Here is a 23997-nt window from a genome sequence, read left to right as displayed (position 1 = left end):
CTAGCATGCGCGGCCTTTTGAACGCCGCGCGCCCATGCAAGCCCTCCTCGACGCCATCGCCCAACTGACGCCCAGCCCGGAGGCGCGGCGCGTGTTCCACGGCCGCGGCGGCCTGCACCCCGGCTGCGAGCACTGGACCCTGGACGCCTACCCGCCCTGCTGGGTGCTGACCAGCTTCCAGCCCGTGCCCGACGACCAGGTCCACGCGGTGCACCAGGCACTGGCAGCGCGCTGGGCCACCGTGGCCCCGGGCGAGCCGCTGAACCTCGTGTTTCAGGTTCGGGACGAGGGCCGCGCCGACACCCGCGTGCTGGCGGGCGCCGTGCCCGACCCGCACGAGGTGCTGGAGGCCGGCACCCGATTCCGCGTGCATGTGGAGCGTGGCCAGAACCACGGCCTGTTCCTGGACATGGCCGAAGGCCGGCGCTGGGTGCGCGAGCACTGCACGGCACACCCTGGCCTCCAGGTGCTGAACCTGTTCGCCTACACCTGCGCCTTTTCCGTCGTGGCCTTGCAGGCCGGTGCGCAGCAGGTGGTGAACGTGGACATGAGCCCGGGCGCGCTGGCCATCGGGCGGCAGAACCACTTGCTCAACGGCATGTCAGCAGGGGCCAGCTTCCTGGCGCACGACGTCTTCAACTCCTGGGGCAAGCTGACGCGCGGCGGGCCCTATGGGCTGGTGATCTTCGACCCCCCGAGCTACCAAAAGGGCAGCTTCGTGGCCACCAAGGACTACGCGCGGCTGGTGCGGCGCTTGCCGACGCTGCTGGCGCCGGGTGGGCATGCGCTGTTGTGCTTGAACACGCCCAAGTTGGGGCTGGGGTTCTTGCGAGAGTTGCTGTCGGTGGAGGCGCCCGCGATGGTGTGGGTGGGGCGGGTGGCGAATCCTTCGGCGTTTGCGGATGAGGATGAGGAGCGGGCGTTGAAGGTGGTCGTCGTTCGAGCGCCGGTTTGAGGGCTCGTCTTGGCGGGAGAGCCCGCAGGGCGCTTCGCCCCTGCACCCCGACCCCCTTTTGTCTTGCCAAAAGGGGGGAAAAGCGCCCGCCATTCCGCTTGCAAGCGGAATGGCCTTCGGTCCGGGGTCGCAAGGTCCGCAGGGACCTTGCTCGCACCGGCCTCAGCCCGCGGCAGCCTTCGCCCCCAGCTGCGCTGGGGGTACCCTGTGCTGCTCGCCAAGCCCGGCCCGCCCGCAACTCGCTCCATTCGCTGCGCTCACTCCGCTCAGACAACCGGGCGGAGTCAGTGCTTGAAGCGCGCTGCGCGCGCGCCTGACTCGGCTGCGCTGCTCGGCTCGTCAAACGGGGCGAACAGCCCATCAGCCGGGAAACGGCGCAACGGGTTGAAGTCCGGGCTGTTCGGTATTCGGCTGCTGGCTGTTCGGCTGTTCCGGCTGTTGCCCCGTTCGGAAGCGCCGAGCAGCGCAGTGCAGGGGGGCGCGCGCGCAGCGCGCTTCAAGCACTGGCTCGGGATTGCTGTTTGACCGAAGCGAACGCAGTGAGCACAGGGAGTTCAATCCCGCAGCCCCCTGGAACGAGCAGCGCAGGGAACCCCAGCCGCAGGCTGGGGCGCTGGAGCCGTGGGCTGAGGCGGCGCGAGCAAGGTCCCTGCGGACCTTGCGACCCCGACCGAAGGACAGTCCGCTTGCAAGCGGACTGGCAGGCGGCTTTCCCCTTTTGGCAAGACAAAAGGAACTCCGGGTGCAGGGCGGATAGCGCCTGCGGGCTGTACCGAGTCAAACAACCACCCAGGCAACTAGAGCTCCACCACTTCCCCCACCAAAGGCGCCCTCACCCGCCACCCCAACTCCGCCTTCACCCGCTCGGCGAACCCCAGCGCCGTGGCCGCCTCCCCGTGCACCACGTAGGTCTGCCTCGGCGGCTTCTTGAAGCCGCGCAGCCAGCCCAGCAGCGCATCCCGGTCGGCGTGGGCCGAGAGCCCGCCGATGGTGTGAACGCTGGCGCGAACGCGGTGCTCCTCGCCCAGTAGGCGCACGCGGCGCTCGCCGTTGACAAGGCGACGGCCCAGGGTGCCCTCGGCTTGGAAGCCCACGATCACGATGGCACATTCGGGGCGACCGAGGTTGTGGCGCAGGTGGTGGCGGATGCGACCGGCGTCGCACATGCCACTGGCGGCGATGACGATGGCGCCCGCCTTGATGCGGTTGAGCGCCATCGACTCCTCCACGCTTTGCGTGAAGCGGACTTGCAGGCCAGGCGGCAGGTGCCGGCCGGTCCCCCAAAACGCTTGGCCGTCGGCGTCCAGCTCGTCGCGGTGGCGCGCCGTGATGGCCGTGACCTTGTCGGCCATGGGCGAGTCGACGAACACCTGCATCGGCGGCAACCGGCCACTCTGGCGCAACTGGGCCAGCAACACCAGGAGCTCTTGCGTGCGGCCCAGGGCGAAGGCCGGCACGATGACGTTGCCTTGACGGCGGGACAGGGTGTCGTCGATGACGGCGCACAGCTCGTCCACCGTCTCTTCCAGCGGGCGGTGCAGCCGGTCGCCGTAGGTGGACTCGACCAGCAGCACGTCGGCCTGCTCGATGGCCACGGGGTTGCGAACGATGGGCCGCCCGGGCTGGCCCAGGTCGCCCGAGAACACGAGCTTGCGTTGGCGCCCGCCGTCGCGCAGCTCGAGCTCCAGGATGGCCGAGCCGAGGATGTGGCCGGCGTCGCGGAAGTGAACGCGCACGTCCTTGTGCGCTGGCAGCGCGGTGTCGTAGTCCACGCCTTGCACCTGCGCCAAACAAGCTTGCGCTTGGGCCACCGTGTACAACAGCTCGTTGTCGGCACGCGGCGTGCGGCGCCCGTGCCCGCGCCGGCGCTGTTGGCGGGCCCAGTCGCTTTCTTGGATGAAGGCGCTGTCCAGCAGCATCACGCTGAGCAGGTCGGCCGTGGCGCGGGTGGCGTAAATGGGCCCCTTGAAGCCGTGCGCGCACAGGCGGGGCAGTAGGCCGGAATGGTCGATGTGGGCGTGCGTGAGCAGCACGAAATCGAGGGTGCGTGGGTCCATCGGCCAGCGGGCGAGGTTGCGCCCCTGGGCCTCGCGGCCGCCCTGGTGCATGCCGCAGTCGACGAGGAACCGAAGGCCCTCCGTCTCGATCAAGTAGCACGAGCCGGTGACCTCTTGGGCCGCACCGACGAAATGGAGCCGCATGCCTTCTCCCTGGAATGAGTGACATCCATGCTGCCACAGGGCCCCGGGGCCGCCGCGCCAAAAAAAAACCCGTCGCTTTCGCGACGGGTCCGGACCCCCCCAGGGCCTCAAAAACGGTCAAACCTTGCTCAGAGGCGGTACTCCACGCGCAGCGTGAAGGCGCGCCCACGCGGGTCGGCCACGCGCGGCTCCCAGCTGGAGCCCGCCCCGGTGTTGGTGTCGTAGGCCACGCTGAACGGCGGGTCGTCGTTGAGCAGGTTCTTGATGCCGAAGGTCAGCGTGGTGTTCTTGAAGCCGGTGTAGGCCACGCTGGCGTTGAAGATCGAATACGGCAGCACGCGCGGGCTCCACTCGGCCGGCTTGATCGTGCCGTTGGCCACGCCCGGCAGCACGAAGTCGTCGTAGCCGCTGCGGTACACGTGCTGGAAGGTGGTGACCCAATCGCCCTCGGCGCGGGTCAGGCTGGCGGTGTGCTTCCAGCGGATGCCCAGGTCGCCGGCGCGGGTGAAGCGGCCCACCTCGCTGGCGCCAAAGGGCGCGTTGGCGGTCAGGCGGGACTTCTTCTCCAGCAGGTAGGAGACGTCGAAGTTCGCGTTCCAGCGTGCCCCGGCGGCGAGGAAGGTGGTGCGCAGGCCGACTTCCAAGCCCTTGGTGATGGTCTCGCCGGCGTTCACCCAACGGGTGTCCACCGCCACGATGTTGCCGCTGGCGTCGCGCTGGAAGTTCGAGCTGAACAGGTTGTAGTTCTCGGCCAGGGTGCGCAGGCCGAAGGCCTGGATCGTGCCCTCGCGACGCACCTCCCACCAATCGACGTTGGCCACCACGTCCCGGGTGGGCGACAGCACCACGCCCAGGCTCTTCATCTTGGCCTCTTCGGGGTCCAGGTTCGCCTTGCCGCCGAACAGGGTGTTGAAGTTGCGAACGCTTTCACAGCCCGGTGTGGTCGACACCACCAGCGAGGGGCACTTGGCCGGGTCGGCGAAGTCGGCCCCGACGAACTGCGACTCGGTGACCGGGTCGAACATCTGCTTGAAGGTCGGCACGCGGAAGCCGGTGCTGTACGCGCCGCGCACCAGCACTTGCTCGATGGGCGAGTAGCGCAGCGAGACCTTGGGGTTGGTGCTGGCACCAAAGCCGGTGTACTCGTCGCGGCGCACCGCGGCGGTCAGGTCCAGGTTCTTGATCAGCGGCAGCGAGACCTCGGTGAACACCGCCTTGATGTCGCGCTTCAGGGTGCCGGCCGTGGCCAAGGCGTTGTCGAAGGGCACGTTGAAGATCAGGGCCTCGACGGTGTTGGCGTTGGAACGCTGGTCGCCGTCGAACTTGTACTTCTCGGTGCGCTGGTCCACACCCAAGGCGGCCATGGCGCGGCCGCCTGGCAGTTGGAACAGCGGGCCGGACACGGTGGCGTCCAACTGCTGCATGGTGAACTCGCCCCCGTACAGCTTCACGCCCTTGGCCGAGGCCGCGCTGAGGCCACTCAAGGCAGCGGGGGTTTGCGTCAGGCTGAAGGGGTTGAGCACGCCGGTGTTGATCAGCGAGGCCAGCTGGGTCCAGTAGTGGTAGCCCTCGCCCACGGTCGACTCGCTCTTGCTGCTGGCGCGCGAGGCGCCAACGCGGTAGTCCCACTCGCTGAAGAAGGGCAGCGCGCCGTCGGCCCCGATCAGGAAGCGTGCGGTGTCGGACTCGGTGTCCAGCTCGCGGTTGCCGCAGGGCATGCAGCGCCAGCGGAAGGCCATGGGCAGCCCGCGGTTGACCGACAACGCCGGGAAGGCCGCCACCAAGGCGTTGAACACCGCGTCGTAGCCCGCGCCCGTGCTGGGGTAGCGCAGGTTGCGGAAGGGGCTGGCCACCACGGTGCCGTTGGGCAAGGTGGTCGTGGCCGTGCCGCTGCCGCTGGTGATTTGGTTGGGCGAGAAGCTCTTGGACGACTCGCTCTTGCCGAGCACGGCCTCGCCGAAGACCTGGTGGTCGCCGATCTTGAAGGTCAGGCGGCTGACCAGGTTGGTGTTCTTCACCGGCTGCTGCAGCACCGCGGCGCGACCGGTGTCCCAGGCGCAGCCGTACTTGGCCGAATCGCTGGCCCACAGGCGCTCTTGGTAGGGGCTCATGCCGTCCACCGAGCTGCAACCGGCCTGGCCCGGCAGGTCCAGGATGTTGATGCCGTTGACGCGCAGGCCCGGCGTGGCGAAGTCGAACGGACCGGCGGTGTTGCTGCCGCCCTGGCTCAGCACGTTGCCCAAAGCCGCGCCCGTGGGCGTGGTGCCCGCCACGGCGAACAGGGTGGCGATGGGGGCGCCGCGGGTGTCGGGGGCCAGGCCGCGCGTGGGCTGGTAGGTGTTGACGAAGTCGCGCTGGTCGCCGCGCAGCCGCTTGTTGTCCTGCACTGACAGCGAGGCCAGCAGGTTGAAGCCGTCGGTCTCCAAGTTGCCGAAGCCGGCCGTCACCGAGGCGCCGTAGATTTCGCCGCCCTTTTCCTGGGGCACGTCGGCCAGCGCGTTCAGCGTGACGCCGCTGTAGTTGTTGCGCAGGATGAAGTTGATGACCCCGCCGATCGCGTCGGTGCCGTAAATGGCCGAGGCGCCGTCCTTGAGGACTTCGACGCGCTCGATGGCGGCGAAGGGGATCTGGTTCAGGTCGACCGTGCCGCCGTTCAGGCCGTGGGCGGCCACCCGGCGGCCGTTGAGCAAGATCAGCGTGGCATTGCTGCCCTGCCCGCGCAGGTTGGCGCTGGTGGCGCCGTTGTTGCCGCGCGCCGCGCCGTCCACCACGTCGGCGTTGGAGGCCAGGTTGTCCAGGCCGTTGCCGTTGATGTTCAGCTGGGCGATCAGCTGCTCGGCGCTGGCGATGCCGGCGCGCGCCAGTTCGGTGCGGTTGATGATCTGAACCGGCAGGGAACCTTCATCCTTCAGGCGCTTGATGCTGGAGCCGGTGACGATGACCTTCTCCAATTTGGCCGCGTCGGCGCCTTGCGCCTGGGCCTGGGCGCCCAAATGGGCCCCCGTGCCGATGGTCAGCAAACACAGGGCGAGGCGGTTCAAACGCATGGCAACTCCTTGGGGGGTGTGAGACAGCTTGTTACGGTCATCATGGCCGCAGCCGGCGGCGCGGGGCACCGGGTTCTTGCCCTAGTCACGATGAATGCTTGAAACCGAACCATAACCCTGAGGAATGCGTGTGGTTCTCAGGGCGCACCCCGGATAGGCTGCCGCCATGCAACTGCGACCCCCGATTCGCGCCCTGGCCGCTCGCGCGACCGGCGCCCTGCTCGCGCTGACCCTCAGCGCCTGTGCCGGATGGCATGGGCTGCCCCGCCCCGTCGAGCACGCCCTGGGCCAAGCCGGCATGCCGCCCGAGGCCCTGGCCTTCACCGCTTACCCCCTGGACGCCCCGGGGCGAGGGGCCCATTGGCAGGCCGACCGTGCCTTCCAGCCCGGCTCCACCATGAAGGTGTTGACGGCGGCCGTGGCCCTGGACGAACTGGGCCCCAACTGGCGGGGCCGCACCGAGCTGCTGGCCGCCGGACCGCTGCACGACGGCGTGCTGGACGGGCCCCTGGTGCTGCGCGGCGGGGCCGATGCCGACCTCGACTGGGGCGCGCTGTGGAACCTGCTGCGCCAAGCGCGGGAGGCGGGCATTCGCGAGGTGCGCGGCGGCCTGTGGGTGGACCGCAGCCGCTTCAGCCCGGCCCGCGAGGACCAGGTGCCGCCCTTCGACGAGGCGCCCGAGTTCCCCTACAACGTCATTCCCGACGCCGTGCACCTCAACGGCAACCTGCTGGACCTTCACCTCCAGGCCGACGGTTCGCAACTGAACGCCCGCCTCTCGCCCGCGTGGCCCGGCCTGCGGGTGGACGCCAGCGCCATGGGCCTGGTGGACGCGCCCTGCCCGACCTGGGAGGACCACTGGAAGCCCGCCCAGGTCCAAGCCGACGCCCAGGGCGCCGTGCTGCGCTTGCAGGGGGCCTTCCCGCGCCGCTGCGAGGTCAAGCAGGCGATGAACCTCGTCGACCGCGACCAACTCGACCCCATGGCCCTGTTGCACCTGTGGCGCCAGCTGGGCGGCGAGGCCCCGCGCAGCGGCGTTGCCGCGGCACCGGCGGACGCGCGGCTCGTGGCCCAGCACTTGGCACGCCCCCTGGGCGAGCTGGTGCGAGGGGTGATGAAGCGCTCGGACAACGCCCTGACGCGCTTGATGTACCTGCAACTCGGCGTGAACGCCACCGGGCAGCCCACGCGCGCCGCCGCCGACGCACGGGTGCGCGCCTGGCTGGCGAGCCGGGGGCTGAACGACGCCAGCCTGGTGCTCGACAACGGCTCGGGCCTGTCGCGCAGCGAGCGCCTGAGCCCGACGCTGTTGGCCCAGGTGCTGGCCACCGCCGCGCAGGGCCGCAACGCGCCCGAGTTTTTGGCCAGCCTGCCCCTGGCCGGCGTGGACGGCACGATGAGCCGGCGCCTCAAAGGCAGCCCGGCGGAAGGGCGGGCCCGGCTCAAGACCGGCACGCTGAGCAACGCCGTGGGCCTGGCCGGCTTCGTGCCCGACGGCCAGAACCGCCTGTGGGTGGTGGTGGCCTTGCTCAACCACCCCGAGGCCAGCATCAAGGGTCGCCCTGTGCTGGACGCGCTGATCGACGCCCTCGCTCGACAACCCTGAGTTATGGGCGCGCGGCCAGCCGGCATGCTTGCGACCCCCGTCCCACCGCCCTGTCCTCCTAGAGTCGCGCCCATGCCGCCAACGCCGCCCACGCCCGTTCCACCGAGCACCGAGCGCCCCGACACCCGCCACCCCGAGCTCGACCGCTACGCCAGCGAGGCCCTGGTGCACGCGTTCGTGGACGACCAGTTCGAGGCGGTGCGTGCCGTGCAGGCCGCCGCACCGGCGTTGGCCCGCGCGGTGGAGGCGGCGCTGCCGCGCATCCAGGCTGGCGGTCGGCTGCTCTACGTGGGCGCCGGCACTTCGGGCCGTTTGGGCCTGCTGGACAGCGTCGAGCTCTACCCCACGTTCAGCTGGCCGCCCGAGCGCGCCAAGGCCCTGCTGGCCGGCGGCCCGCCCGCGCTGTACCGCGCCGTGGAAGGCGCCGAAGACGACGCCGACATGGGCGCGCGCGACCTGCACAGCCTCAAGCCCACGCCGCAGGACGTGGTGCTGTGCATCGCCGCCAGCGGCGCCACGCCCTACGTGATGGGCGCGCTGCACGCCGCCAAAGCCATCGGCAGCCTGACCCTGGGCTTTGCCAACAACGAGGGCGCGCCCGTGGCCGAGCAGGCCGACGTGGGCGTCACCCTCAACACCGGCCCCGAGGTCATCAGCGGCAGCACGCGACTCAAGGCCGGCACGGCCCAAAAGATCGCGCTCAACACCTTCAGCAGCAGCCTGATGGTGAAGCTGCACAAGGTCTACGGCAACCTGATGGTGGACGTGAAGGCCACCAACGCCAAGCTGCGCCGCCGCTCGGTGGCGCTCACCGTCACGGCCACCGGCCGCAGCGAGGCCGAGGCCACGGCCGCGGTGGACGCCGCCGACGGCTCGGTCAAGTGCGCCATCCTGATGCTGCGCCACGGCCTGGACGCGCACAGCGCCGCGCAGGCGCTGGCGCGGGTGGACGGCAGCCTGCGCAAGGCGCTGGGCGAATGAGCGCCGCCCCCCGTTCCCCTTGGGCTTGGATCCCCAGCCTGTACCTGCTGCAAGGCCTGCCCTACGTGGTGGTGATGACGCTCAGCGTCGTCATGTACAAAAACCTGGGGCTGAGCAACACCGACATCGCGCTCTACACGAGCTGGCTCTACCTGCCCTGGGTGATCAAGCCGCTGTGGAGCCCGCTCATCGAGCTGCTGGGCACCAAGCGGCGCTGGATCTGGGCGCTGCAGTTCGTGGTGGGCGCGCTGCTGGCCGGGGTGGCGCTCACCCTGCCCCTGCCGAACTTCTTCCAGATGAGCCTGGCCGTGCTGTGGCTCATGGCCTTTGCCAGCGCCAGCCACGACATCGCCGCCGACGGCTTCTACATGCTGGCCCTGAAGACGCACCAGCAAGCCGCCTTCGTGGGCGTGCGCAGCACCTTCTACCGCGTGGCCAACATCGCGGGCCAAGGCGGGCTGGTCTACCTGGCCGGCGAGCTGACCGAGCGCAGCGGCAGCGCGGTGTTCGCCTGGCAAGTGGTGATGACGGTGCTGGCGGTGATGTTTGTGCTCCTGGCAGTTTGGCATCTCATCGCCCTGCCCCAACCCACGGGTGACTCCAACTCCTCAAAGCGATTTGCTTGGGGAAAATTTGCCTTCGGATTTGTGAGTTTGACGTGCTACGTGCTGATTGCGACGTACTTCGCCACTCTTGCGGCCGGCTTCATTGTTTGGTTTGCCAAGTCAGCAGTCCTGGCAGTGGTTCCATACGCCATTGCGTTCTTGCCCGCCCTGCTTTGGGTTACCCACTGGCTGCGCTCAATTGCGCGACGGCTCCCAAGCGGCGTTGCTTTGACTGGCGAACGCGTTCAGCTTTCAGACGAGTTCGGCTTTGTGTTGGTCGAGTTTCTGCGGAAGCCAAGCATCTTGACCATCTTGGGCTTTCTCCTTCTTTACCGCTTCCCCGAGGCGCAACTGCTCAAGCTGGCCACGCCCTTCTTGCTCGACCCCGTGGACCAAGGCGGCCTGGGCCTGAGCACCAAGGAGGTGGGCATCGCCTACGGCACCGTGGGCCTGGTCTCGCTCACGCTGGGCGGCATCGTCGGCGGCTTGGTGATCGCCCGCGTCGGGCTGAAGAAGGCGCTGTGGCCGCTCATCTTGGCCATGCACGTGCCCAACGTGGTGTTCCTGGCCATGGCCCTGTCGCACCCCGGCAGCCTGTGGATCGTGTGCGCCGCCCTGGCCGTGGAGCAGTTCGGCTACGGCCTGGGCTTCACCGCCTACCTGATGGTGATGATCCTGGTGGCCGAGGGACCGCACAAGACGGCGCACTACGCCATCTGCACCGGCTTCATGGCCCTGGGGATGATGCTGCCGGGCATGTGGAGCGGCTGGCTGCAGGACCAGCTCGGCTACGTGAACTTCTTCGTGTGGGTGCTGATCGCCACCCTGCCCTCGTTCGCGATGACGGCCCTGATCCGCGTGCCCGAAGGCTTCGGCAAAAAGGAGGCGGCGTGAACGCCCGGCTGCAATCGCTCGACGCCTTCCGCGGCTTCACCATCGCCGCCATGCTTTTGGTGAACAACCCCGGCGACTGGGGCCACCTCTACGGCCCGCTGGCGCACGCCGAGTGGCACGGTTGGACCTTCACCGATTGGGTCTTCCCCTTCTTCGTCTTCATCAGCGGCATGGCCATGACCCTGAGCTTGAGCCGCCGTGCCGCGTTGGGCGACGACAAGCTCAAGCTCACGCTGACAACGGTGCGGCGCGGCGCCGTCATCGTGCTCATCGGCTTGGCGCTGAACTTCATCCCTGCCTTCGACCTCGACACCCTGCGCTGGCCCGGGGTGCTGCAGCGCCTGGGCCTGTGCACCATGGTGGCGGCGCCGCTGGCCGTGTACCTGGGATGGCGCGGCCAGGCCGCCGTGGGCTTGGGGCTGTTGGTGCTCTACAGCGGCTTGATGTTGGGGCTGCCCGTGACCGGCGCCGACGGCGTGCTGCGCACCGGCTCGCTGCTGCCGGGCCAGGACACGGCCAGCGCGCTGGACCGCGCGCTGATGGACGGCCACCTGTGGGCCAAGTCCAAGGTCTGGGACCCGGAGGGCCTGCTCAGCACCCTGCCGGCCGTGGCCAGCCAAATCGCCGGCCTGCTGGCAGGCCGCTGGCTCGCCACGCGCCGCAGCGCGGCCGAACGCACCGTGGGCTTTTTCCTCGCGGGCCTCGTGCTGCTGTGGGCCGGTCAGGTGCTGGGCGCCTGGAACATGCCCATCAACAAGAACCTGTGGACGCCGGCCTTTGTCGCCGCCACCGCCGGCTGGGCCTGCTTGCTGTTCGGGGCCAGCTTTTGGCTCTTGGATGCCGCTCCCGACGGGGCCTTGCGCCAACGCGCGCGGCGGCTGGCGCAGCCCTTGGTGGTGTTCGGCATGAACGCGCTGGCGCTGTTCGTGCTCTCCGGCCTCGTGGCCAAGCTGCTGTACACCGTCAAGGTCGGTGACGCCAGCCTCAAGGCGGCGCTGTACGCGCCCTTGGCGGCCTCGGGCTTGGCCCCGGTCAACGCCTCGCTGCTGTTCGCCGTGGGGTTCGTGGCCGTGTTCTACGGCGTGGGCCTGTTCTTGTTCAAGCGGCAATGGTTCATCAAAGTCTGATGCCCCCCATGAGCCGCCGCCGCTGGCTCGGCGCCGCAGGCGCCCTGGGCCTGAGCGCTTGCACCACGCTCCCCCAGCCAGCCGGCCCGGTAGCGCTGGAAGCCCCCGCCATCCCGCGCGAGTTCCGCGCCGCCTGGGTGGCCACGGTGGCCAACATCGATTGGCCCAGCCGCAAGGGCCTGAGCACGGCCGAGCAGCAGGCCGAGGTGCGCGCCACCGTGGCGCTGGCCGCCTCGCTGGGCTTGAACGCCTTGATCCTGCAAGTGCGCACCAGCGCCGACGCGCTCTACCCCAGCGCGCTGGAGCCTTGGAGCGAGTACCTGACGGGCACGCAAGGCCAAGCCCCCGACCCGGCCTACGACCCGCTGGCCCTGTGGATCGCGGAGGCCCACGCCCGCGGCTTGGAGCTGCACGCCTGGTTCAACCCCTACCGGGCCCGCCAAAGCGCCGCGCAAAGCCCGCTGCACGCCAGCCACCTGAGCCAAAGCCGACCCGCCTGGGTGAAGACCTACGGCAAGCAGCTGTGGATCGACCCCGGCGAACCCGAGGCCGCCGCCCACACCCTGGCCGTGATGCGCGACGTGCTGAGCCGCTACGCGCTCGACGGCCTGCACATCGACGACTACTTCTACCCCTACCCGGAGAAAGACGCCGCCGGCAACGAGGTCGACTTCCCCGACGAGCCCAGCTGGCAACGCTTCGGCCTGGCCACCGGCCTGAACCGCGCCGACTGGCGGCGGCAGAACGTCGACCGGCTGGTGGAAGCGATGTTCCGGCTCACCCGCGAGGTGCGGCCCGGCACCCAACTCGGCATCAGTCCCTTCGGCCTGATGCGGCCCGACGCTCGCCCGCCGGGCATCGCTGGTTTCAGCCAATTCGACAAGCTGTACGCCGACGTGGAGCGCTGGCTGCGCGAGGGCTGGCTGGACTACCTCGTGCCCCAGCTCTACTGGCCGCGCGCGCAAGCCGCGCAGGCCTTCGGCCCCCTGCTGCAGGGCTGGCTGGCGCTGAACCCGCAAGGCCGGCACGTGTGGCCGGGCCTGTTCACCAGCCGCATCAACGCCGAGCCCACCAGCTGGCAGCCCGAGGAGATCGTCGGCCAAATCGACCTCACCCGACAGCTGCACCCGGCCAGCGGCCACGTGCACTTCAGCATGGCCGCGCTGACGCAAAACCGCCGTGGCATCGCCGACCTGCTGCGCTTCAGCTACCCCGCGCCCGCCCTGCCGCCCGCCACGCCTTGGCTGCCCGCCCCCGCGGCGCCCGCGCTGCGCCTGGCCTGGGTGGACCGCCAACACGCCGCCTTGCTGGCCGACGATGGCAGCCCCCCGCAGCGCGTGTGGCGCTGGTGGCGGGTTCAAGGGCAATGGCGCGGCGAGTTGGCCGGCCCCGGCCTGTTCGCCTGGCCGGCCGACGCCGACGCGCTGGTGGCCAGCGCCATCGGCCGCAACGGGCTCGAGGGCCCGCGCCAAGGTTGGCTGCGGTGAGCACGCCCCTGTTCGTCGGCCTGGACGCGGGCGGCACGGCCACCCGCTGGGCCGCCGTGGACGCTGGCGGCGCGCTGGTGGCCGAGGGGCAGGTGGACGGCTTCAGCGGCCTGCACCTGTCGCAGCCCGAGCCGCGCCAACAGCTGCCACACACCTTGGCCGCGCTGGCCCAGCAAATGCGCCCGCACGGGCACGCGGTGGCAGTGGTGGGCGGGGTGACGGGCATCAGCGACCCGGCCGCCGCGCTGACGCAAGAGCTCAACGGCCTCATCGCCCAGGCCCTGGGCACCCCGCGCGTCGCCTGCCACAGCGACATGCACGTGGCCTTCCACGCCGCATTCCAGCCCGGCGAGGGCGTTCTGGTCTACGCCGGCACCGGCTCCATCGCCACCCACCTGGACGCGGCCGGCACCCTGCACCGCGCCGGCGGTCGTGGCTTCGCGCTGGGCGACGAAGGCGGCGGCTACTGGATCGCCAAGGAAGCCCTGGCCGCCATTTGGCGCCGCGAGGACGAGGCCCCGGGCAGCTGGCCGCACAGCGGCCTGGCCCGGGCCGTCTTCAACGCCCTGGGCGGCCCCGATTGGGCGCTGACCCGCCAGTTCGTGTACGCCAGCGACCGCGGCGCCGTGGGCCGCCTGGCCCTGGCCGTGGCCGAGGCGGCCGAGCGGCACGACCCCGAGGCCTGCGCGCTGCTGCACCGCGCCGGCCAAGAGCTGGGCCGCCTGGGCGCCGTGCTGCGCCGCCGCTTGGGCCCCCAGCCCGTGGTGGCCGCCGGCCGCGTGCTGCTGCTGCACCCGCTCGTCACCGAGGGCCTGCGCGCCGCGCTGCCGGCCGACTGCCCCTTGCAAACCCGCCAGCTCGCGTCGCACCACGCCGCCGCCCGCCTGGCCCTGAACGCGTTCGCCGCATGAAGACCAAGCTCCTCCCCCTGCTCGCTGCCCTGGCCCTGGCCGGCTGCCAAACCACCGGCGTGCGCGTGGACACCACGTACACGAGCGAGAACCAAGACAGCCGCGTGCTGTTCCTGGTGATGCACTACACCGTGGGCGACTTCAAGAGCTCGCTGCACACGCTCACCAAGCCGAGCGCCGCGCCGGTCAGCAGCCACTACCTGGTGAGCGAGAACCCGGTGCGCACCTACCGCCTGGTGGACGAGAGCCAGCGCGCCTGGCACGCCGGCCCCAGCTACTGGCGCGGGCACACGCAGCTCAACGCCAGCAGCATCGGCATCGAAATCGTCAACACCGGCGGCACGCGCGGCCCGGACGGCGTGATGCAGTTCAAGCCCTTCCCGCAGGCGCAGATCGACGAGGTCATCGCGCTGAGCAAAGAGATCGTCAAGCGCCACAAAATCCGCCCCGAGCGCATCGTGGGCCACAGCGACATCCAGCCCCGCAGCAAGCAAGACCCCGGCCCGCTCTTCCCCTGGCGCCAGCTGGCCGAGGCCGGCCTGATCGCCTGGCCCGACGACGCCATGGTGGCCGCCAAGAAGGCGCAGTACGAACAGCAACTGCCGGACCTGGTGTGGTTCCAAGACAAGCTGGCCGAGTGGGGCTTCGCCGCCAGCCGCACCGGCGAGCTGGACGCCTACACGCGCGACGTGCTCACCGCCTTCCAAATGCGCTTCCGGCCCGCGAAGTACGACGGCCTGCCCGACGCCGAAACCGCCGCGTTGCTGGACGTGGTGAACGACCCCATCGGCATGAAGCTCAAGCAGCCGCAAGAGCCCCGCCCTTACACGAGCCGCTGGTGATGAAGGCACTTCTCCAAAAACTGTTGATGCTGGTGCCCACGGTGCTGGGCATCACGGTCGTGGCCTTCGGCCTGATCCGCCTGGTGCCCGGCGACCCCATCGAGGTCATGATGGGCGAGCGCCGGCTCGACCCCGAAGCCCACGCGGCCTTGGTGAGGCAACTCGGCCTGGACCAGCCCCTGCCCGTGCAGTACCTGGACTACCTGGGCAAGCTGCTGCAAGGCGACTTGGGCCGTTCCATGGTGTCCAAGGCGCCGGTCAGCGAAGAGTTCGCGGCCCTGTTCCCCGCCACCATCGAGCTGGCCTTCATGGCGCTGTTCTTGGCCGTCGTTGTCGGCCTGCTGCTGGGCATGGCCGCGGCGCTCAAGCGCGGCACCTGGTTGGACCAGGGCGTGATGGGCCTGGCCACCGTCGGCTACTCCATGCCCGTGTTTTGGTGGGGCCTGCTCCTGATCATGACCTTCTCGGTCAACCTCGGCTGGACGCCAGTGTCGGGCCGCGTGGCCATCGAGTACGAGGTGCAGCGCGTCACCGGCTTCATGCTGATCGACGCCGCGTTGCACCCGGAGCCCGGCGCTTGGTGGAGCGCGGTGCGCCACCTGCTGCTGCCGGGCATCGTGCTGGGCACGGCCAGCATGGCGGTGGTGGCGCGCATGACGCGCTCCAGCCTGCTCGAGGTGCTGCGCGAGGACTACATCCGCACCGCCCGCGCCAAAGGCCTGCCCATGGCGCGCATCGTGGGCGTGCACGCGCTGCGCAACGCCCTCATCCCCGTGCTCACCGTCATCGGCCTGCAAATGGGCGGCCTGCTGGCGGGCGCCGTGCTCACCGAAACCATCTTCAGCTGGCCCGGCATCGGCAAATGGATGATCGACGCCATCGCCCGGCGCGACTACCCCGTGGTGCAGGCCGGCATCTTGGTCACGGCGCTGACCTTCATCGCCGTGAACCTGCTGGTGGACCTGCTCAACGGTCTCGTCAATCCGCGCCTGCGCGGCGGAGGGCATTGAGATGAAACAACCCCCAGTCTCGCGTTCGCTCGCCACCCCCCGAGGGGGCGCTCAGTGGCTTCGGGCGGCCGGGCGCCACTGATATGAACACGCCCTGGCAAGAGTTCTGGCACGGCTTCAAGGCCAACCGCGGCGCCTTCGTGGCCCTGCTGGTGTTCGCCACCCTGGTGCTGGCCGCGGTGTTCGCGCCCTGGCTGGCGCCGCACGACCCCATCCAACAGCACCGCGCCCACCTGCTGGCGCCGCCGGTGTGGATGGACGGCGGCAGCTGGCAGTTCGTGTTCGGGACCGACGAGTTGGGCCGCGACCTGCTCTCCCGCCTGCTGCACGGCGGGCGGGCCTCGCTGGGCCTGGGCCTGGCCGCGGTCGTGCTGTCCCTGGTGCCCGGCGTGCTGCTGGGCCTGCTGGCGGCCTTCTACGCCCGCAGCCTGGGGCCGGTGGTCATGCGGGTGATGGACATCTTGCTCGCCCTGCCCAGCCTGCTGCTGGCCATCTGCGTCATCACGGTGCTGGGCCCGGGCCTGGTGAACACCGTGCTGGCCATCGCGATCGGCGCCTTGCCCGGCTTCGTGCGCCTCACACGTGCCGCCGCCCTGACCGAGCTGCCCAAGGAGTACGTCACCGCCAGCCGCGTGGCCGGCGCCGGCACCCTGCGCCTGATGCTGGTGACCGTGCTGCCCAACTGCATGGCGCCACTGATCGTCAACGCCTCGCTGGGCTTTTCCAGCGCCATCCTGGCCGCGGCCGGCCTGGGCTTCCTGGGCTTGGGCGTGCAAGCGCCGCTGCCCGAGTGGGGCACCATGCTGTCCAGTGCCCGCGACTACATCCAGCGCGCCTCTTGGGTCGTCACCCTGCCGGGCCTGACCATCCTGACCGCGGTGCTGTCCATCAACCTCATGGGCGACGGCCTGCGCGACGCGCTCGACCCCAAGCTGAAGCGGGTGAGTTAATGCTCGACATCCAAAACCTGCGCGTTCGCTTCGGCGCCTTTCCCGCCGTGGACGGCGTGGACCTGCACGTGGACGCCGGCGAGGTGCTCGGCGTCGTGGGCGAATCCGGCTCGGGCAAGTCCGTCAGCATGATGGGCCTCATGGGGCTGATCGGCGCCCCGGGCGTGGTCACGGCCGACCACTGCCACTTCCTCGGCCACGACCTGTTGACGCTGTCGGACCGCGAGCGCCGCCGCGTGGTGGGCCGCGACGTGGCCATGGTGTTCCAAGACGCGCTGACCGCGCTGAACCCCAGCTACACCGTGGGCTTCCAGATCGAGGAGGTGCTCCAACTGCACCTGGGCTTGAAAGGCCGCGCCGCGCGGGAGCGCGCCGTGGCCCTGCTGGAGCAGGTGGAGATCCCCGACGCCGCCCGCCGCCTGCAGGCCTACCCGCACGAACTGAGCGGCGGCATGAACCAGCGCGTGATGATCGCCATGGCCATCGCCTGTGGCCCGAAGCTGCTCATCGCCGACGAGCCCACCACGGCGCTGGACGTGACCATCCAAGCGCAAATCGTCGACCTGCTGCTGCGCCTGCAGCGCGAGCAGGGCATGGCGCTGATCATGATCACGCACGACCTCGCGCTGGTGGCCGGCCTGGCGCAGCGCGTGGCCGTCATGTACGCCGGCCAGGTCGTCGAAACCGGCCCCGTACCCGCCCTGTTCGACGCTCCCCAGCACCCCTACACCCAGGCCCTGCTGGCCGCCCTGCCCGAGCACAACCAAGGCGCGCGCCGCTTGCAGGCCTTGAGCGGCATCGTGCCCGGCGCGCACGACCGCCCGGCGGGCTGCCTGCTCAGCCCTCGCTGCCCCAAAGTCCAGCCCCGCTGCCACGCCGATCGACCGGCGCTGGTGCAGGGCGTTCGTTGCTTCTTCCCGTCATGACCGCACCGCTCCTTCAAGCCGAGGCGCTGACGCGCCACTACCGCGTGCGCCAAGGCTGGTTCGGCAAGGCCACCGTGCGCGCGCTGCAAGACGTGAGCTTCGAGGTCCACGCCGGCCGCACCCTGGCCGTGGTGGGCGAGTCGGGCTGCGGCAAGTCCACGCTCGCGCGGCAGCTCACGCTGATCGAGCCGCCCACCGCAGGGCGCCTGTGCATCGACGGGCAGGACGTGACCCAGGCCGACGCCGCCACGCGACAGCGCCTGCGCCAGCAGGTCCAGATGGTGTTCCAGAACCCCTACGCCTCGCTGAACCCGCGGCACAGCATCGGGCGCACCCTGGCCGAGCCCCTGGTCATCAACACGACCTGGAGCGCTGCCGAGCGCCGAGAGCGCGTGGCCGCGGCGCTCTCTCGGGTGGGCCTGCGCCCCGAGCACGCCGGCCGCTACCCGCACATGTTCAGCGGCGGCCAGCGCCAGCGGGTGGCCATCGCCCGGGCCATGATGCTCCGGCCCCGCCTGGTGGTGGCCGACGAACCCGTGAGCGCGCTCGACGTCTCCATCCAGGCCCAGGTGCTGAACCTGTTCATGGACCTGCAAGAACAGACCGGCGTGGCCTACGTCTTCATCAGCCACAACCTGAGCGTGGTGCAGCACGTGGCCGACGAGGTGGCCGTGATGTACCTCGGCCGCGTGGTGGAGCGCGGCCCCAAGGCCACGCTGTTTGCCCAGCCCCTGCACCCCTACACCCAGGCCCTGATGAGCGCCACGCCCGCCCTGCACGCCGCAGATCGGCGAGAACGCATCGTGCTCAAAGGCGAGCTGCCCAGCCCGCTCAAGCCGCCCAGCGGCTGCGCTTTCCACCAGCGCTGCCCGCGCGCCACGGCGCGCTGCGCCGAAGCGCTGCCCGCGCTGCGCGAGGTGGGCGGGCGAACCGTGGCTTGCCACGAGGTCTGAAGGCAATGTGGGCCACCGGCGCGCCCCCAACCCTGGGGCAAGCCAGGGTGGTCAAGGGCCACCCAATGCCGGTTCAATGGGCACCACCGTGACGCACGCCGCCCTCCCACCCGAACGCCGCCCCCAGGCACCTGCCCTGGCAAGCTGCCCATGAGCCACCGGGACCAGGCCCACCTGAGCGTGCCGCAGCGCACGCAACGCATTCGCGTCACCCTGGTCTGGACCTTGGCGGTTCTCGCGTCCCTGTCCGCCGTGTACGGGGCCATCGGGCGCGCCAGCACCGCGGGCCTGTTGCTGGCCGCGGCCGTGGGCTTGCTGCCCTGCTTCTTGGCCTTGGCCCGCCGGCGCCCCGACCCGGCCGCCGACTGGTTTTTGGGGGTGCTGGCGGTCATGGTGGGTGGCCTGGCCCACGTGGGCCACGGCCTGCGAGACGTGTCGCTTTTGGCTTTTCCGGCCTTGCTGGTGTTCGCCGGCATGTTGCGCACGGCGCGCACCTTGGCTTGGTTGGTGCTGGTGCAAGGCCTGCTGGTCGTGGCCATTGGCCTGGAGCACGACCCGCAGGCGCCGCAGCAGTCGGGCTCGAACACCATTTTGGTCGTCACCCTGCTGGCCATCCTGGGCATGACCGCTTTCGCCGTGTGGCACTTGGTGCGGGACCTGCGGGTGACCCTGCAACAGGCGCTCGAGGGGCAGGCCCAGGCGCAGCATTCGATGCAAGCCTTGGAGGCCAACCGTCGGCACGACGCGCTCACCGGCCTGCCCAACCGCCACGCGGCGCAAGAAGCGCTGGCGCCCGCCTGCACCCCACCGCGCGCACGGCACGCCGCCGTGGCCTTGTTGAACGTGGACGGATTCCGCGCCATCAACGACGCGTTCGGCCCGCAAGTGGGCGATCAACTGCTGGTGGCCTTGACCGAACGCTGGCGGCGCATGCTCAGCCCGAAGGAGTCGCTGTACCGGCTCAGCGGCGACGAGTTCCTGGTGATGGCCAGCCCGGCGATCGCGGACGACGCCTTGGTCGCCTGGGGCCAGCGCTTCGTGGCGGTCACGGCCGAACCCATGGACCTGGTGGGCATCGAAGTCCGCTGCACGGTGTCGGCCGGCGTCACGCCCACGCACGGCGCCAACAGCTACGCCGAGCTGCTGAGCCAGCTCGACGCGGCCATGCGCCATGCCAAAGACCGAGGCCGCAACGGCGTGGCGCGCTACGAGCCCCGCCTTCAGGAAGACCAAGCCCACCAGCTGAACCTGCTGACGGCCATGCGCAGCAGCTTGAAGCAAGGCGAGGGCTTCAGCCTGCACTACCAGCCCAAGGTGGACCTGGCCACCGGGCGCGTGCTCGGCGCCGAAGCGCTGATGCGCTGGAGCCATCCAGCCCACGGTCCGGTGTCGCCGGCCCAGTTCATCCCGCTGGCCGAGCGCTCGGGCCTGATCGTGGAATTGGGCCGCTGGGCTTTGCGCGAGGCCTGCCGGCAGGCGCAGGCTTGGCGCAGCGCGGGCTGGTCGGACTTCACCATCGCCGTCAACGTGTCCATGGTGCAGTGCCGCCGCGACGACCTGGCGCACGACGTGCTCACCAGCCTGGCCGACAGCGGCCTGCCTGGCCAGGCCTTGGTGCTGGAGCTCACCGAGTCGGTGCTGGCCGACAGCGCCGATGCCCTGCACGCGGCCTTGCGCCGCCTGCGCGCCCTGGGCGTGACCCTGTCCATCGACGACTTCGGCACCGGCTACTCGAACTTGGGCTACCTCTCGCGCCTGGAAGTGCAGCAACTGAAGATCGACCAAAGCTTCGTGCGCCGCTTCTTGAGCAGTCCGCCCGACCGGGCCATCGTCGAAACCATCATCGCCATGGCCCGCAAATTGGGCTTGAACACCGTGGCCGAAGGCGTGGAAGAACCGGCCTGGGCCGAAACCCTGCAGGCCTTGGGCTGCCACACCGGGCAGGGCTACTTCTGGTCCAAGCCCTTGCCGGCCGAGGCCTTCTGGTCGCGCTTCAATCCGCTGCCGGCGCTCCCAGCCAGTTGACCGAGTCGGCCGCCCCGGCGCTCAGGCGCGCCAGGTGAGCCACCAAGCCATCGACGAACAGCTGCACCTTGGGCTGACCGCGTTTGCCTTTGGGGTACACCACCCACAGCTCCGGCTCGCCGAAGGCCTCGCAGGCAAAGGTCCAATCGTCCAGGCAGGTGAGCAAACGCCCCTCCTGCAACTCGCGCCCCACGACCCAGTCGAAGCAAGGCAGCAGGCCTTCTCCAGCGCGCAGCGAAGCCAACAGCAACTCGTCGCTGTTGGCGCTGACCGGCCCGCTGGGCGTCACCACCCGGTGCACCTCGCCCTGGCGGAAATGCCAGCGGGCGTCCAGGCCTTCGCAATGGAAGACCAGGCAGGGGTGATCGCGCAAATCCTCGGGCCGGCGGGGCACCCCGTGTCGCCCGAAGTAGCCCGGCGTGCCACACAGGCGCACCCGGTTGGTGCCCAAGGGGCGCGCGATCAGGTCCTGGCTGCGGCCCTGCTCGTGCCGAAGGGCCAAGTCGAAGCCGTCGGTCACCGGGTCCAGGTCCTGGTCGCTCAAGGTGATGTGCAGGCTGAGCTGCGGGTACAGGCGCCGAAAGCTCACGGCGTAGTCCGCCAGTACCGCATGCCCCAGCAGGTAAGACGCGGTCACCTGCAAGGATCCCCCCAATTGCTTGCGCAGCGCCGCGGCCTGGGTGTCGGCCGCCCGCACCTGCTCGCGCATCTGGCGCGCCGCCTCGGCGTACACCCGCCCCGCCTCGGTCAGGCGCAGGGGCTTGGCGCCGTGCTCCACCAAGGCCTGCCCCAGGTGCTGCTCCAGCGACTTCACCTGCTTGGACAAGGCCGAGGCGCCGCAGCGCAAGCGGCTGGCCGCCGCGTGCAGGCTGCCCGCCTGCTGCAACTCCAGCAGCACTTCCAAGGGGTTCAGGGGATGCGTCATGCGCCCATCTTGCCGCCGCGACGCAGGCCACACCGCCCGGGCTTCCCCCCAGGCCGAGCCATTGCATCTTTCCAAGTTGGAAACACCGCGGCGCTAGCCTCTGCGAGACACGTCCACCCACCCCAGCCACCTCTTGGAGCCCTTGATGCAGAAGTTCACCTTGACGCCTTTGGCCACCGCCCTGCTGCTGATCGGCACGTCCGCCCTGGGGCAATCGGCGCCCGTCCCCGCGGCGGCCGCTTCCAGCCCGACGTCGAGTGACGCTTCCCGCAAACCCACGGCCCAGCTGGACGCGGTCACGGTCACGGCCTCCAAGCGCAGCGAAGCCGCTCACCGCCTGCCCTACAACGTCACCGCCGTGTCGGAACAAGCCCTGCGCGACGCCAACATCACCGACCTCAAGTCGCTGATCAAGGACAGCCTGACCTTCGAGGCCCCGCCCAACAGCGCGCGCTTCACCGACTCGGTGTCGGTGCGCGGCCTCAACGTCAGCTCGGTCAGCGCCAACAACATCGAGTGGTTCTCACGCAGCACCCTGAGCTACTACCTGGACGATGCCCCGCTGCCCAACATCGGCTTTCGCATCAAAGACATCGCCCGCGTCGAAACCCTGCTCGGCCCGCAGGGCACGCTGTACGGCGGTGGGGCCCTGGGGGGCACGGTGCGCTACATCACCAACAAGCCCCAACTGGGGGTGACCGAAGGGCGCGTCAGCAGCTCGGTGTTCCACACCCGGGGCGGCAGCGACCTGTCCACCGACACCGACGCCGTGATGAACCTGCCCCTGGGCCGCGACCTGGCGCTGCGCGTGGCCGTGGCGCGCTTGGACGACCAGGGCTACACCGACCGCTACGCCGGCACGCCGAACTACCTGACCTCCGCCTGGCAGCCCAAGCCCAACGCCAGCCAAGTGCTCTACAAGGACGACGACTGGCACCGCGCCACCACCGGCCGGGCCACCCTGCTCTGGCGCGTCTCGCCCGACCTGTCCCTGCAGCTGAGCCACGGCCAGCAGTCGGGCACGGCCCACGGCAGCAGCGGCACCCAACTGCTGCGCGTGGCGTCCAGCGCCAATGGCGCGGCCTACCGGGCGGGCGAGGCCCTGGGCCCCGACACCGTGCTGTCGCCCTACCCCGAGTTCACCGACCGCGACATCCGCATCAGCACCATCGACCTGGACTGGCGCTTGCCTGGCTGGGGCCAGCTGCACAGCAGCACCAGCCGCTACCGCGACGACCGCATCGGCCAGGCCGATTACCTCGGCACCGGCTCCTTCTTCTACGGCGACCTGGGCTACTCGCGCTTCCGCCTGGGCTCGTCGTCCTGGGCCGGCAACACGGCCTACATCACCTACGCCAACCGCTACAGCGGCACCCTGCACGAAACCCGCTTCGTGTCCGATCCCGGCCCGCTGAGCTGGATCGCCGGCTTCTTTGCCGCCAGCCAACAGCGCAGCCAGGCCTTCAGCGAGTGGATGCCCGGCCTGGAAGCGCTGAAGACCCCGGGAAGAGGCGCCACCGACGAGGGCTACTTCGAAGACCAGGCCAGCCGCTACCGCGAGACCGCCCTGTTCGGCGAGCTGAGCTGGAAGGCGAGCGATCGCCTGACGCTCACGGCCGGCGCCCGCCTGTTCGCCTACCGCGACCGCACCGCCACCCAGGTCGAGGACTACGCCTTCGACCTCGTCACCGGCGTCGTCAAGGCCGAGGAGAAGGACAGCGGGCAAAGCTACGGCAAGCTCAACGCCGCCTACCAGCTGACGCCTGACTTGCTGGCCTACGCCACCTTCAGCCAGGGCTTCCGACGCGGCGGGGCCAACGGCTTCCGCGGTGCCGGCAGCGTGGCCGTGGCCGACGAACTCAAGGGCTACCGCGCCGACCAAACCAACAACCTCGAACTCGGCATCAAGGGCTTCCTGGCCGACCGCCGCCTGTACCTGCAGGCCAACGTCTACCAAATCCGCTGGAAAGACCCGCAGACCTACTTCTCGCAGGACATCAACGGCTTCCCCGTGTGGGGCACCACCAACGGACCGGCCGCGCTCAGCCAAGGCCTGGAGCTGCAATGGCGCTGGAAGCCGATGGCGTCCATCGAAATCTCGGGCGGCAGCACTTACACCCGCGGCGAGTGGGACGCCACCAAAGAGGTGTGCCTCTACGCCGACGGCACCGAATGCCGCACCTACGCCAAGGGCGGCAAGCTGGGCGGCAACGCCCCGTGGAAGCATGCGCTGAGCGTGCGCTGGCAGGGCGAGTTCGAAGGCCACCAGGTCTGGGCATCGGCCGGCGCGCGCTACGTCGGCGTCAAGAACAGCGACCGCGGCGACGATCCGGCCGACCAACCCTTCCAGTACAAGGCCTACACCACCACCCGCGCCAGCGTGGGCCTGGCCAAGGGCGATTGGGACTGGAGCCTGTGGGCCGACAACCTGAGCAACAACCGCGAATTGGTGTCGTTCCAGGGCACCTCGGCCGTCGCCACCCGGGTGGGCCTGCGGGCGATCTACCTGACGCCGCGCACCCTGGGCCTCAACGTCTCCTACCGCTTCTGAA

Annotated in this window: 17 protein-coding genes; 14 read left to right on the top strand and 3 right to left on the bottom strand. The window is 70.0% G+C overall.

All coding sequences use genetic code 11. From position 1 onward, the window contains the following. The first annotated feature begins 34 nt into the window (after positions 1-34). The gene (locus EOD73_RS00740; protein ID WP_127679901.1) at positions 35-955 is read left to right on the top strand and encodes a class I SAM-dependent methyltransferase; all 921 of its coding nucleotides are present in this window, start codon (positions 35-37) and stop codon (positions 953-955) included. Positions 956-1752: 797 nt separating this feature from the next. Here the strand turns inward: EOD73_RS00740 and EOD73_RS00735 are convergent. Next, positions 1753-3156 (bottom strand): MBL fold metallo-hydrolase RNA specificity domain-containing protein, encoded by a 1404-nt coding sequence (locus EOD73_RS00735; RefSeq protein ID WP_127679899.1) that lies wholly within the window; start codon positions 3154-3156, stop codon positions 1753-1755. 128 nt (positions 3157-3284) lie between these two features. Beyond that, a complete protein-coding gene (locus EOD73_RS00730; RefSeq protein ID WP_127679897.1) occupies positions 3285-6203 on the bottom strand; it encodes a TonB-dependent receptor domain-containing protein in 2919 nt (972 codons plus the stop codon). A 166-nt stretch (positions 6204-6369) separates the two neighbouring features. Between EOD73_RS00730 and dacB the strand changes: the two genes are divergently transcribed. From dacB to EOD73_RS00670, 12 genes are all read left to right on the top strand, one after another. Then, positions 6370-7809, top strand: coding sequence for a D-alanyl-D-alanine carboxypeptidase/D-alanyl-D-alanine endopeptidase (gene dacB / locus EOD73_RS00725; RefSeq protein WP_127679895.1), 1440 nt, complete (start codon positions 6370-6372; stop codon positions 7807-7809). Between the two features lie 72 nt (positions 7810-7881). Then, positions 7882-8790, top strand: a complete 909-nt coding sequence (gene murQ, locus EOD73_RS00720; protein ID WP_127679893.1) for an N-acetylmuramic acid 6-phosphate etherase — start codon at positions 7882-7884, stop codon at positions 8788-8790. Further along, on the top strand, positions 8787-10289 hold the full coding sequence (locus tag EOD73_RS17670; protein ID WP_127679891.1) for an MFS transporter: 1503 nt from the start codon (positions 8787-8789) through the stop codon (positions 10287-10289). The genes murQ and EOD73_RS17670 overlap by 4 nt, the downstream gene beginning before the upstream one ends. Continuing rightward, positions 10286-11416: an acyltransferase family protein gene (locus tag EOD73_RS00710; protein WP_240660543.1), complete on the top strand. Its 1131-nt coding sequence runs from the start codon at positions 10286-10288 to the stop codon at positions 11414-11416. Before EOD73_RS17670 ends, EOD73_RS00710 begins: the two co-directional genes overlap by 4 nt. 8 nt (positions 11417-11424) lie before the next feature. Next, positions 11425-12903, top strand: a complete 1479-nt coding sequence (locus tag EOD73_RS00705; RefSeq protein WP_240660542.1) for a glycoside hydrolase family 10-like protein — start codon at positions 11425-11427, stop codon at positions 12901-12903. After that, complete coding sequence (locus EOD73_RS00700; protein ID WP_205702436.1) at positions 12900-13814, top strand: N-acetylglucosamine kinase; 915 nt, start codon at positions 12900-12902, stop codon at positions 13812-13814. The genes EOD73_RS00705 and EOD73_RS00700 overlap by 4 nt, the downstream gene beginning before the upstream one ends. Further along, positions 13811-14656, top strand: a complete 846-nt coding sequence (locus EOD73_RS00695) for an N-acetylmuramoyl-L-alanine amidase (RefSeq protein WP_127679887.1) — start codon at positions 13811-13813, stop codon at positions 14654-14656. Before EOD73_RS00700 ends, EOD73_RS00695 begins: the two co-directional genes overlap by 4 nt. Beyond that, positions 14656-15666 carry an ABC transporter permease gene (locus EOD73_RS00690; RefSeq protein WP_441316903.1) on the top strand — a complete coding sequence of 337 codons (1011 nt, stop codon included), beginning with the start codon at positions 14656-14658 and terminating at the stop codon, positions 15664-15666. The genes EOD73_RS00695 and EOD73_RS00690 overlap by 1 nt, the downstream gene beginning before the upstream one ends. A gap of 83 nt (positions 15667-15749) precedes the next feature. After that, positions 15750-16616: an ABC transporter permease subunit gene (locus EOD73_RS00685; RefSeq protein ID WP_127679883.1), complete on the top strand. Its 867-nt coding sequence runs from the start codon at positions 15750-15752 to the stop codon at positions 16614-16616. Beyond that, positions 16616-17542 carry an ABC transporter ATP-binding protein gene (locus EOD73_RS00680; protein ID WP_127679881.1) on the top strand — a complete coding sequence of 309 codons (927 nt, stop codon included), beginning with the start codon at positions 16616-16618 and terminating at the stop codon, positions 17540-17542. Before EOD73_RS00685 ends, EOD73_RS00680 begins: the two co-directional genes overlap by 1 nt. Further along, positions 17539-18495: a peptide ABC transporter ATP-binding protein gene (locus EOD73_RS00675; RefSeq protein ID WP_127679879.1), complete on the top strand. Its 957-nt coding sequence runs from the start codon at positions 17539-17541 to the stop codon at positions 18493-18495. The genes EOD73_RS00680 and EOD73_RS00675 overlap by 4 nt, the downstream gene beginning before the upstream one ends. 150 nt (positions 18496-18645) lie before the next feature. Next, a complete protein-coding gene (locus EOD73_RS00670; RefSeq protein ID WP_127679877.1) occupies positions 18646-20520 on the top strand; it encodes a putative bifunctional diguanylate cyclase/phosphodiesterase in 1875 nt (624 codons plus the stop codon). Here the strand turns inward: EOD73_RS00670 and EOD73_RS00665 are convergent. Further along, on the bottom strand, positions 20489-21445 hold the full coding sequence (locus EOD73_RS00665) for a LysR family transcriptional regulator (protein ID WP_127679875.1): 957 nt from the start codon (positions 21443-21445) through the stop codon (positions 20489-20491). The genes EOD73_RS00670 and EOD73_RS00665 overlap by 32 nt on opposite strands. A 145-nt stretch (positions 21446-21590) precedes the next feature. Between EOD73_RS00665 and EOD73_RS00660 the strand changes: the two genes are divergently transcribed. Beyond that, entirely contained in the window at positions 21591-23996 is a 2406-nt protein-coding gene (locus tag EOD73_RS00660; protein WP_127679873.1) for a TonB-dependent receptor, read from the top strand. The last annotated feature ends 1 nt before the right edge of the window (position 23997 follow it).

It is taken from the genome of Inhella crocodyli (genome assembly GCF_004004565.1).
In the GTDB taxonomy this organism is placed as follows: domain Bacteria; phylum Pseudomonadota; class Gammaproteobacteria; order Burkholderiales; family Burkholderiaceae_C; genus Inhella; species Inhella crocodyli.
Note: the sequence above shows the minus strand (reverse complement) of the source record. Positions and strands in the feature narration are given on the sequence as shown.